Raw genomic sequence first — 11,164 nt, forward strand, 5'->3', positions numbered from 1 at the left:
GTTTTTTACTGTGTTCGTCTTGCCTGCATTTGAATGTGCCACCGGCCAGGCTGGAATTCGTCTCGATTGATCACTTGAGTTTTTCCTATTACAACCTGCGCTTCACATCAGACAGAAACCTCATCGACTTGTACAAGGATCACGGACGGCAGGGCCAGATTGGCACATTCATCCGTTGTTCACTGGATGGCGATACCGATTTCGACATCGAACATCAGATCACCCGGGAAGCGTTCGGATCGGTCCGCGACATGCGTTTGATCGAGGGTGACCGGCGGTATGAGATGTCCGCGAACATCAGGGTAGAGAATCACACCATCGACGACGGTATCAACCACATCAATCCGGTTGAACTGGTGCGCCTGCTCAAGCCACAGGAATACGTCCCATGCAAAGTGATCATCACCGCGTTTCCATTCGTGGCGTATTACTCGAAGGTCATGTATCTGCCGACGACAGCGTTCATTGAACAAGTGCGAGGTCCCCGAATCGCACCTCCAAGGGTTCCCCTTTTGCCGGAGGATCGCGTGCGTTCGTGGGTGCCGTTTGCGCCGATTTGTGTCGTCCGCTGGCGCCACGTCATGGCAACGCCCTACGACGAAATTGATCGCCTTGGGCTTTGCAGTGATCTGCCTTATGCCGGATTGCTCGCGTCATTCGCGCCTTACCGACTGGCACTTCGTATCGTTTCCTCGTCGGACCTGACACCGAAACCCAATACCGAGTACGTCATTGTGCGCGGGGATGGCCGGCAAGAACCGGGGGTTTCCGACGAGAATGGCAACACGCAACACCTCGGCGGCGAGGATTTTGAAACGGTGAAAGTCTTCGCCGAAGACGGTGTCACCAGTGTTGAGCGGACCACGAAATGGAGTAATTGATTCCCATAATATGGGATGCAAAATTACATATTGAGATTTAACGCTTAAGAGGTCTATAGTCCGTCGCACTCACTGCCAAAAACAAAACAGGTGAAGCGATGCTGGCGCAATTGATCGCGCTCGATTGGGGGACGACCTCATTACGTGCTTACAAACTCGCGGCGGACGGTGTGGTGCTGGAGCAACGCGCGCTGTCCTGCGGGATCATGCAACTGCCCAAGACCCCGCGAGTCATCAACGGTCGCGAATGCACCGACGGTTTTGAACTGGCCTTTGATGAGGTGTGTGGCGACTGGCTCGATGCGCAGCCGGATCTGCCGGTGATCGCTTGCGGCATGGTCGGCAGCGCGCAGGGCTGGCGTGAAGCGGCCTACTGCGAGACGCCGGCAAACGTCGCCAATCTCGGAAACTCCCTACAAACCGTGGTCAGTCTGCGCGGCACCCGCGTGCACATCGTGCCGGGTGTGATACAGCGTTCGCGTTTGCCCAATGTGATGCGTGGCGAAGAGACTCAAGTCCTCGGTGTTCTGCAGAATCTTCCGGTCGAGGCGGGCAGCGACTTGTTGATCGGCCTGCCGGGCAGCCATTCGAAATGGGTGGAAGTGGTCGATGGCCGCATCACTCATTTCGATACGTTCATGACCGGTGAAGTGTTCGCCGTGCTCAGCGAACACAGCATTCTTGGCCGTACTCAACAGCAAGGCGCGACGTTCGATGGTCAGGCGTTTGACCGGGGCGTGCAGGTTGCGCTGTCGGCGGACGGTGAACTCGGCGTGCTCTCGAATTTATTCAGTGCGCGAACGCTGGGCCTGACCGGTGAACTCAGCCCGACGGCGCAAGCGGATTACCTGTCCGGCCTCATGATTGGTCATGAACTGGCGGCACTCGCCACGGTTCAGCGGCATCGACGCAACAGCGTGCATCTTCCTTGGATCATCCTCATCGGTAACGCGCAACTCTGCGCGCGCTATAGCCGAGCCCTTGATGCTTGCGGTTTCGCCAAGGTGACGCTGGCCGAGCAGGCCACCGAGCGTGGACTGTGGCAACTGGCGCTGGCCGCCGGACTGATCGATTCCTCATCCCGTTAACCCTGACTGGAGGCCTGACATGCTCAAGCAAGCACTGGCACAAAACGGTCTGATCGCGATCTTGCGTGGCCTGCACCCGCAGGAAGCCGCCGCTGTCGGAGAAGTCCTTTACGCAGCCGGATTCCGCGTCATCGAAGTACCGCTCAATTCCCCTTCGCCGTACGAAAGTATCCGCATCCTGCGCAAGACCCTGCCCGCCGATTGCCTGATCGGTGCCGGCACGGTGTTGACTGCGCAACAGGTCGAGCAAGTGAAAGAGGCCGGCGGCCAGGTAATCGTCATGCCGCACAGCGATGCCAAGGTCTTGCGCGCGGCGAAAGCGGCGGGCTTGTACCTGTCGCCGGGTGTTGCCACGCCGACGGAGGCGTTCGCGGCGCTGGAGGAGGGCGCGGACATTCTCAAGTTGTTCCCGGCCGAGCAGATGGGCCCGGCGGTCGTCAAAGCCTGGCTCGCGGTGTTGCCGTCCGGAACGGTGCTGGCGCCGGTCGGCGGGATCACGCCGGACAACATGCAGGCGTTCATCGACGCCGGTGTAAAAGGCTTCGGACTGGGTTCCGGACTGTTCAAACCGGGCATGACGCCGGAGCAGGTTGCGGTCAATGCCAAGGCCTACGTGGCCGCGTGGAAGGCTCTTCGCTAAGACTTTTTGGCGCTGCGTGCGCTGCATCCAAATAAGAGAGACAAGCAGATGAAAATCACCAAACTCACCACTTTCATTGTCCCGCCGCGCTGGTGCTTCCTCAAGGTCGAAACCGACGAGGGCGTGACCGGTTGGGGCGAGCCTGTGGTTGAAGGTCGCGCGCACACCGTTGCTGCTGCCGTTGAGGAATTGTCCGACTACCTGATCGGCAAAGACCCACGCAACATCGAGGACATCTGGACGGTGTTGTATCGCGGCGGTTTCTACCGTGGCGGCGCCATCCACATGAGCGCGCTGGCCGGCATCGACCAGGCGCTGTGGGACATCAAGGGCAAGGCCCTCGGTGTCTCGGTCAGTGATCTGCTCGGTGGTCAGGTGCGGGACAAGATCCGCGTGTATTCGTGGATCGGTGGTGACCGCCCGGCCGACACCGCACGTGCGGCGAAAGAGGCGGTGAGCCGGGGTTTCACCGCAGTGAAAATGAACGGCACTGAAGAGCTGCAGTTCCTCGATACCTTCGAAAAAGTCGACCTCGCCTTGGCCAACGTTGCCGCCGTGCGCGACGCAGTGGGACCGAACGTCGGCATCGGTGTTGATTTCCATGGTCGAGTGCACAAGCCGATGGCCAAAGTGCTGATGAAGGAACTCGACCCGTACAAACTGATGTTCATCGAAGAGCCTGTGCTCAGCGAAAACTACGAAGCGCTGAAAGAGCTGGCACCGTTGACCAGTACACCGATTGCACTCGGCGAGCGGCTGTTCTCGCGTTGGGACTTTAAACGCGTGTTGAGCGAAGGCTACGTTGACATCATCCAGCCGGACGCCTCCCACGCGGGCGGCATTACCGAAACCCGCAAGATCGCCACCATGGCCGAAGCCTACGACGTGGCGCTGGCGTTGCATTGCCCGCTGGGGCCGATTGCGCTGGCGGCGTGTTTGCAGCTGGACGCAGCTTGTTACAACGCGTTTATCCAGGAGCAAAGCCTGGGCATCCATTACAACGAGAGCAACGACTTGCTCGACTACGTGAAGGATCCGCGCGTGTTCGATTACGACAAAGGCTTCGTGAAGATCCCGAACGGCCCGGGCTTGGGCATCGAGATCAACGAGGAATACGTGATTGAGCGCGCGGCGGTCGGCCACCGCTGGCGTAACCCGATCTGGCGCCATGCCGATGGCAGCTTTGCCGAGTGGTGAGTCTGCCCTGATACACCGAAAGTCTTTGTGGGAGCTGGCTTGCCAGCGATGACGGCTGCACATCCAGCATTGATGTGACAGTTACATCGCCATCGCTGGCAAGCCAGCTCCCACAGTTTGATCTCCATGGATGGGTGATTTGCGTCATGACCTCAAATAAACATAAGAAGAGGCATCTCTCATGCAACCGCAAACCCTCACCGGGCAGGCGTCTTTAGTCACGCCCAGCCGCAAGCGGTTTTTCATCATGGTGTTGCTGTTTATCACCGTGGTCATCAACTACCTCGACCGCAGCAACCTGTCGATTGCCGCGCCGGCCTTGACCAGTGAACTGGGTATCGATCCGATCCATGTCGGCCTGATCTTTTCCGCGTTCGGCTGGACTTACGCGGCCATGCAGATCCCCGGCGGCTGGCTGGTCGACCGGGTGCCGCCGCGCATTCTTTACAGTGTCGCGTTGTTGCTGTGGTCGCTGGCCACCGTGATGCTCGGTTTTGCTGCCAGTTTCATCGCGCTGTTTGTGCTGCGCATGGCGGTCGGGGCGCTGGAAGCACCGGCGTATCCGATCAACAGCCGCGTGGTGACGACGTGGTTTCCTGAGCGTGAACGTGCCACGGCGATTGGTTTTTACACGTCGGGGCAATTTGTCGGGCTGGCGTTTCTCACCCCGGTGCTGGCTTGGCTGCAACATGAATTTGGCTGGCACATGGTCTTCGTCGCCACTGGCGCGGTGGGCATTATCTGGGCAGCCATCTGGTACGCGGTGTATCGCGAGCCGCGGGATTTCAAAGGTGCCAACGAAGCGGAAATCGATCTGATTCGCGAGGGCGGCGGTTTGGTCGATATCCAGCAGGAGACGGCCAAGGTCAAAGCCAGATTCAGTTGGACCGATTTGGGCATTGTCCTCACCAAGCGCAAGTTGTGGGGCATCTACCTCGGCCAGTTCTGCCTGAACTCGACACTGTGGTTTTTCCTGACGTGGTTCCCGACCTATCTGGTGAAATATCGCGGCATGGACTTCATCAAGTCCGGCCTGCTGGCGTCGCTGCCGTTTCTTGCCGCGTTTGTTGGCGTGTTGTGTTCGGGGTTCTTTTCCGACTTGCTGATTCGTCGCGGCTGCACCGTGGGTTTTGCGCGCAAGTTGCCGATCATTGGCGGATTGCTGATTTCCACGTCGATCATCGGTGCCAACTTTGTTGAGTCGACTCCGCTGGTGATTGCCTTTCTGGCCCTGGCGTTTTTCGGCAATGGTCTGGCCTCGATCACCTGGTCGCTGGTTTCGACCCTCGCGCCGGCGCGTCTGCTCGGGCTGACCGGTGGGGTGTTCAATTTCATCGGTAACTTGTCGGCAATTGCCACGCCGATCGTGATCGGTTTCCTCGCCAGTGGTGATTCCTTTGCCCCGGCGATCACCTATATCGCGGTTCTCGCACTGATCGGTGCTTTGTCCTACGTGCTGCTGGTGGGCAAGGTCGAACGTATCGAGTTGTAGTGGTCAGCATCGGGCGACCATAATGCCGCCCGTTCCCTCGCTCAACGGTAAAGGCTGGATATGCAGGAAGACGCCCCGGAAAAAACCAAGGACGCCGCGCCCACCGGCACCCAGACGCTATTGCGCGGCTTGGGTGTGGTGCAGGCAGTGGCGAGTGGCGCCCGTGATCTCAAAGAAATTGCCCGACTGATCGGTACCACGCGCAGCACCACCCATCGTCTGGCCAGTTGCCTGGTCGACGAGCGCTACCTGCGCGTGGTGCCGCAAGTCGGTTATCTGCTCGGGCCGAAGCTGATCGAGCTGGGTTTCCAGGCGCGCGAAGAGTTGCCGCTGGTGAGTCTGGCCGGGCCGTATCTGGACGAGTTGTCGGCGTTGACCGGCGACACGGTGCACTTGGGCATTCGTGAAGGCGACGAAGTGCTGTATCTGCTGAAGAATCCGGGGCGCAACGGCCCGGAAATGCGTTCGCGGGTCGGCCATCGCATGCCGCTGGCACGGACCGGTATCGGTAAGGCGTTGATGCTCGATGACTCGCCGAAAGATTGGCAGCGTCTGTACGACATCAGCCTGCCGGCGGGTGGGAAAAGTCAGTTCTGGCCGCAGCATCCCCAGCAGTCGTGGGAACAGCTTGAGCAGCGCATGATCGAGTACGTCGCGGGTGGCTACGCCTTCGATCTGGAGGACAACGAACCGTCGATCCGCTGCGTGGCGGCGCCGATTCGGGATGCGAGCAAGGGCATCGTGGCGGCGATCAGTATCGCCAGCACCGTGCCGTACATGCCGCTGGAAAAAATGGCCGAGCTGATCCCCCTGATCAAAGGGGTCACAGCCCGGCTCTCGGCGGAACTCGGTCTGAAGATTTAAACCTTGAGCGTCGCCATGTCGATCACGAAACGGTACTTCACGTCACCGGCGATCATTCGGGCGTAAGCCTCGTTGATCTGGCGGATGTCGAGCATTTCGATATCGCAGGTGATGTTGTGTTCAGCGCAGAAATCCAGCACTTCCTGGGTTTCTGCGATGCCGCCGATCAAGGAACCTGCCAGCACGCGGCGGCTCATCACCAGTTTGCCAGCGTGTACCGGCGGATCAACCGGCTCGATCAGGCCGACCAGAATGTGCACGCCGTCAAAACGCAGGGTGTCGAGGTATGGGTTGAGGTCGTGCTGCACCGGGATGGTATCGAGCAGGAAGTCGAAGTAACCGGCAGCGGCTTTCATTTGCTCGGCATCGGTGGAGACGATCACATGATCGGCACCCTGACGGCGACCTTCTTCAGCCTTGCTCGCTGAACGGGTGAACAGCGTGACTTCGGCGCCCATGGCTTTGGCGAACTTGATGCCCATGTGGCCGAGGCCGCCCATGCCGAGAATCCCGACCTTGTCGCCGGCCTTGACGCCGTAGTGCTTGAGCGGCGAGTAGGTAGTGATGCCGGCGCAGAGAATCGGTGCGGCGCTGGCCAAAGCCAGTTTTTCCGGAATGCGCACGACGAAGTGCTCGCTGACCACGATGCTGTCGGAGTAGCCGCCCATGGTGTTGCTGCCATCGACCCGATCCGGTGTGGCGTAAGTCATGGTCGGACCTTCGAGGCAGTATTGCTCAAGGTTCGATTGGCAGGCTTCGCAGGTGCGGCAGGAGTCGACCATGCAGCCAACGCCGACCAGATCGCCTACCTTGTGTTGTGTGACATTCGCACCGATCGCGGTGACTTTTCCGACGATCTCATGGCCTGGCATCAACGGGTAAACGGCGATGCCCCATTCGTTGCGCGCCTGGTGGATGTCGGAATGGCAGACGCCGCAGTAGAGGATTTCGATGGCGACGTCGTCGGCCCGTGGGCTGCGGCGTTCGAACTTCATCGGGGCGAGGGGCGTGGTGGCCGATTGGGCGGCATAGCCGATGGCGGTGTACATGTGGAACCTCGCAAAAGCAGTGACAAGTGAGGCGGCGCATTCTGGGCGCCGACTGACGGTCCGGCCATGACGATTCCTCCGGGTCTCATGCCTAATCCTCCGGCATGCGGGTTTGCTCGGTCGCATTGGCAAAAGGATCTGCGATGATGCTTTCATCCCTTTTTCCGTGATTTTTGTGAAGAACATGTCGATGCAATTGACCCGTCACCTTGATGCCAATGCCACGCTGGTTTCGCTAATCGAACCGCTGGCGCTGCGCGATGGTTACAGCCAGACCGGGTTGCCGGGAGTGCAGGTGCTGCGTGCCAGTTGCGACGTTGCCCGTGGCCCGCACATTTACGAGCCGAGCCTGATGATCATCGCCCAGGGCAGCAAACTGGCGTTTCTCGGGCCTCGGACGATGGAGTACGGTGCCGGGCATTATCTGATTCAGGCGCTGCCGGTGCCGTTCGAGTGCGAAACCTTTGCCTTGCCGGATGCGCCGTTGCTGGGTGTTTCGGTGGCGATTGACCGGGTGTTGCTCGGTGAGTTGGTGCTGGCCATGGGGCTGGCGCCGGGGCGACACATCCCGGCGCAAACGCCGGAGTCGATGACTTCGGTGGTGCTCGACGATGACATGCGCGGCTGTGTCGAGCGCTTGCTGAGTTGTCTGCACGATCCGCTGGAATGCCAGATTCTTGGGCCGGCGCGAGTGCGTGAGTTGCTGTTTACGGCATTGCGTGGGCCGCAGGCCGATGTGTTGCGTGCGCTGGTCGAGCAGCAGGGGCAGTTTGCGCGGGTCGCAGCGTCGATCAGTCATCTGCATGCGCATTACACCGAGCCGTTGAACGTCGAGACCCTGGCCGGTTGCGCGAACATGAGTATTTCGACGTTTCATGAGCATTTCAAACGCAGCACGTTGTTGTCGCCGGTGCAGTATCTGAAGCGTTTGCGGTTGTTGAAAGCGCAGACGTTGTTGGTAGCTGAAGGGCTCGGTGTGGCGCAGGTGGCGCATCGTGTGGGGTATCAGAGTACGTCGCAGTTCAGTCGCGAGTACAAGCGCTATTTCGAGCGCAGTCCGGGTGATGAGCGCGCTGCTTGAGGATTTACACAGTCCGTGTGGGAGCTGGCTTGCCAGCGATGAGGTCGGCACATTCAACATAGATGTCGCTTGATCCACCGCCATCGCTGGCAAGCCAGCTCCCACAGGTGTTGATGTGATGCACTGAACCGCAGGCAAGAAAAAGGCCCCCTATTCGGGAGCCTTGATGTTCAGCGCTTCGACTTACATGTTTGGATAAGTCGGGCCGCCGGCGCCTTCCGGCGTGACCCAGGTGATGTTCTGCGAAGGGTCCTTGATGTCACAGGTCTTGCAGTGCACGCAGTTCTGGGCGTTGATCTGGAAGCGCTTCTCGCCGTCTTCCTTGGTAATCACTTCGTAGACGCCGGCCGGGCAGTAGCGCTGCGCCGGTTCGTCGTACAGCGGCAGGTTCTTGCTGATCGGGATGCTCGGATCGGTCAGCTTCAGGTGGCAGGGCTGTTCTTCTTCGTGGTTGGTACCGGAGATGAACACCGAGCTGAGTTTGTCGAAGCTGAGTTTGCCGTCGGGTTTCGGGTAGTCGATCTTTTTGCAGTCGGCTGCCAGCTTCAGGCAAGCGTAGTCCGGCTTGGTGTCGTGCAGGGTGAACGGCAGTTTGCCGCCGAAGATGTTCTGGTCCAGCCAGTTGAAACCACCGCCGACGATGGCGCCGAACTTGTGGATCGCCGGGCCGAAGTTGCGGCTGGCGAACAGTTCGTCGTAGAGCCAGCTCTTTTTGAAGGCGTCGACGTAAGTGGTCAGCTCTTCGGTGCCATCCTTCTCGGCGAACAGCGCGTCGGCCACAGATTCTGCGGCGAGCATGCCCGACTTCATTGCGGTGTGGCTGCCTTTGATCTTGGCGAAGTTCAGAGTGCCCAGGTCGCAACCGATCAGCGCACCGCCCTTGAAGACCATTTTCGGCAGCGAGTTCAGGCCACCTTTGCAGATCGCGCGGGCGCCGTAGCTGACGCGCTTGCCGCCTTCCAGGTACTGAGCCAGCACCGGGTGATGCTTGAGGCGCTGGAATTCGTCGAATGGCGACAGGTAGGTGTTGCTGTAGGACAAATCAACGATCAGACCGACCACCACCTGATTGTTTTCCAGGTGATAGAGGAACGAGCCGCCGGTGTTTTCAGTGCCCATGATGTCCAGCGGCCAGCCGGCGGTGTGTACTACCAGACCTGGCTGATGTTTGGCCGGGTCGATTTCCCAGATTTCTTTCAGGCCGATGCCGTAGTGCTGAGCGTCGGCATCGCTGTCGAGGTTGAAGCGCTTGATCAGTTGTTTGCCGATGTGGCCACGGCAGCCTTCGGCGAACAGCGTGTATTTGCCACGCAGTTCCATGCCCGGGGTGTACAGGCCTTCTTTCGGATTACCTTCACGGTCGACACCCAGATCACCGGTGATGATCCCGCGCACGATGCCGCTTTCGTCGATCAATGCTTCCTGAGCGGCGAAGCCCGGGTAGATTTCCACGCCGAGGTTCTCGGCCTGCTGGGCCAGCCAGCGGCACAGGTTGCCGAGGGAGATAATGTAGTTGCCTTCGTTGTGCATGGTCTTGGGCACAAAGAAGTCAGGAATCTTTTGCGCACTGTCGGCGTTTTTCAGCACGAAAATGTCGTCGCGGGTGACCGGGGTGTTCAGCGGGGCGCCGAGTTCTTTCCAGTCCGGGAACAACTCGTTCAGGGCACGAGGTTCGAATACAGCACCTGACAGGATGTGTGCGCCGACTTCGGAGCCTTTTTCGACCACGCAGACGCTGATTTCCTTACCGGCTTCGGCGGCCTTCTGCTTCAGCCGGCAGGCGGCGGACAGGCCAGCGGGGCCGGCACCGACGATGACCACGTCGAATTCCATGTATTCGCGTTCCACAGGCTATCTCCTACTCAAGGCTCAACAGTTTTTTTTCTAATTTGGAGGTTTGATGTCGCATCCGTTATGCCTTTACGTTAACGTCAAGGGGGATAAAGGAGAAGCCACCTTTCTCTCTAGGGGGCGCATTATATCTACACCACTCCGAGCGTCCAATACAAACGTTTGTTTGAATTGGCTCCAGCCCAGAGAAATCAAAGAAGCGCGGCTTATGAACGACCATTTTGCCGTATTGACCGGAATAGGCGTTCCGGTCAAGATACGGGCGGTTTTGCGCTCGTCGTAGGCAGACTGGCGGTTTCAAGAGCACCTCTAAAGACAGGGCACAGGCAGTAGAAGGTGATGCGCAGCGCAGTTCCGGCGCGCAGTTTACACAGCGTGAAGATCCATGACTTGTCAGTCACCACTGACGAACGGTCACAGCTCCTCTCACCGTGAATCACCCCGCACCCATGTCGGCGTTTTTAGAGGTGCCCTTTTAGCCTGATGAGCATCAACCGCCAGGTTCGCCTAGGCGACTTTCTTTTCACCGGAGAGTAACGAGGAATCCATGAAGGTTCTTGTAGCTGTCAAACGCGTTGTGGATTACAACGTCAAGGTTCGCGTCAAGGCGGACAATTCCGGCGTCGATCTCGCCAACGTCAAGATGTCGATGAACCCGTTCTGCGAAATCGCAGTGGAAGAAGCCGTACGCCTGAAAGAGAAAGGTGTTGCGACTGAAATCGTCGTCGTCTCCATCGGCCCGACCACCGCTCAGGAGCAGCTGCGTACCGCACTGGCTCTGGGTGCCGACCGTGCCATCCTCGTCGAATCCGCTGAAGATCTGACCTCGCTCGCCGTGGCCAAGCTGCTCAAGGCTGTGGTCGACAAGGAACAGCCTCAGCTGGTGATCCTTGGTAAACAGGCCATCGACAGCGACAACAACCAGACCGGCCAGATGCTCGCTGCACTGAGCGGCTACGGTCAGGGCACGTTCGCTTCGAAAGTCGAAGTCTCGGGCGACAGCGTTGCCGTGACCCGCGAA

Annotated in this window: 10 protein-coding genes; 8 read left to right on the forward strand and 2 right to left on the reverse strand. The window is 59.2% G+C overall.

The window, feature by feature from the left end:
• Positions 1 to 74 precede the first annotated feature (74 nt).
• The 6 genes from ACIONG_RS15085 (at position 75) to ACIONG_RS15110 (ending at position 6,162) form a co-directional block, all read left to right on the forward strand.
• The gene (locus ACIONG_RS15085; protein ID WP_401300587.1) at positions 75 to 881 is read left to right on the forward strand and encodes a hypothetical protein; all 807 of its coding nucleotides are present in this window, start codon (positions 75 to 77) and stop codon (positions 879 to 881) included.
• A 98-nt stretch (positions 882 to 979) separates the two neighbouring features.
• Entirely contained in the window at positions 980 to 1,969 is a 990-nt protein-coding gene (locus ACIONG_RS15090) for a 2-dehydro-3-deoxygalactonokinase (RefSeq protein WP_401300590.1), read from the forward strand.
• 19 nt (positions 1,970 to 1,988) lie between these two features.
• On the forward strand, positions 1,989 to 2,609 hold the full coding sequence (locus tag ACIONG_RS15095) for a 2-dehydro-3-deoxy-6-phosphogalactonate aldolase (RefSeq protein ID WP_103306678.1): 621 nt from the start codon (positions 1,989 to 1,991) through the stop codon (positions 2,607 to 2,609).
• A 48-nt stretch (positions 2,610 to 2,657) separates the two neighbouring features.
• The gene (dgoD, locus tag ACIONG_RS15100) at positions 2,658 to 3,806 is read left to right on the forward strand and encodes a galactonate dehydratase (RefSeq protein ID WP_401300594.1); all 1,149 of its coding nucleotides are present in this window, start codon (positions 2,658 to 2,660) and stop codon (positions 3,804 to 3,806) included.
• Between the two features lie 181 nt (positions 3,807 to 3,987).
• Positions 3,988 to 5,298: an MFS transporter gene (locus ACIONG_RS15105; RefSeq protein ID WP_401300597.1), complete on the forward strand. Its 1,311-nt coding sequence runs from the start codon at positions 3,988 to 3,990 to the stop codon at positions 5,296 to 5,298.
• A 60-nt stretch (positions 5,299 to 5,358) separates the two neighbouring features.
• Positions 5,359 to 6,162 (forward strand): IclR family transcriptional regulator, encoded by an 804-nt coding sequence (locus ACIONG_RS15110; RefSeq protein ID WP_103306676.1) that lies wholly within the window; start codon positions 5,359 to 5,361, stop codon positions 6,160 to 6,162.
• Here ACIONG_RS15110 and ACIONG_RS15115 read toward each other — a convergent pair.
• Positions 6,159 to 7,211 carry an NAD(P)-dependent alcohol dehydrogenase gene (locus tag ACIONG_RS15115; protein WP_103306675.1) on the reverse strand — a complete coding sequence of 351 codons (1,053 nt, stop codon included), beginning with the start codon at positions 7,209 to 7,211 and terminating at the stop codon, positions 6,159 to 6,161. The genes ACIONG_RS15110 and ACIONG_RS15115 overlap by 4 nt on opposite strands.
• Before the next feature lie 190 nt (positions 7,212 to 7,401).
• Between ACIONG_RS15115 and ACIONG_RS15120 the strand changes: the two genes are divergently transcribed.
• Positions 7,402 to 8,292, forward strand: coding sequence for an AraC family transcriptional regulator (locus ACIONG_RS15120; RefSeq protein WP_103306711.1), 891 nt, complete (start codon positions 7,402 to 7,404; stop codon positions 8,290 to 8,292).
• A gap of 183 nt (positions 8,293 to 8,475) precedes the next feature.
• On the opposite strand, the gene ACIONG_RS15125 is transcribed toward ACIONG_RS15120, so the two are convergent.
• Positions 8,476 to 10,140: an electron transfer flavoprotein-ubiquinone oxidoreductase gene (locus tag ACIONG_RS15125; RefSeq protein WP_103306674.1), complete on the reverse strand. Its 1,665-nt coding sequence runs from the start codon at positions 10,138 to 10,140 to the stop codon at positions 8,476 to 8,478.
• Positions 10,141 to 10,690: 550 nt separating this feature from the next.
• On the opposite strand from ACIONG_RS15125, the gene ACIONG_RS15130 reads away from it, so the two are divergent.
• The coding region (locus tag ACIONG_RS15130) for an electron transfer flavoprotein subunit beta/FixA family protein (RefSeq protein WP_401300602.1) at positions 10,691 to 11,164 on the forward strand (474 nt) is incomplete at its 3' end.

It is taken from the genome of Pseudomonas sp. NPDC087817, from assembly GCF_044742875.1.
Lineage (GTDB): Bacteria > Pseudomonadota > Gammaproteobacteria > Pseudomonadales > Pseudomonadaceae > Aquipseudomonas.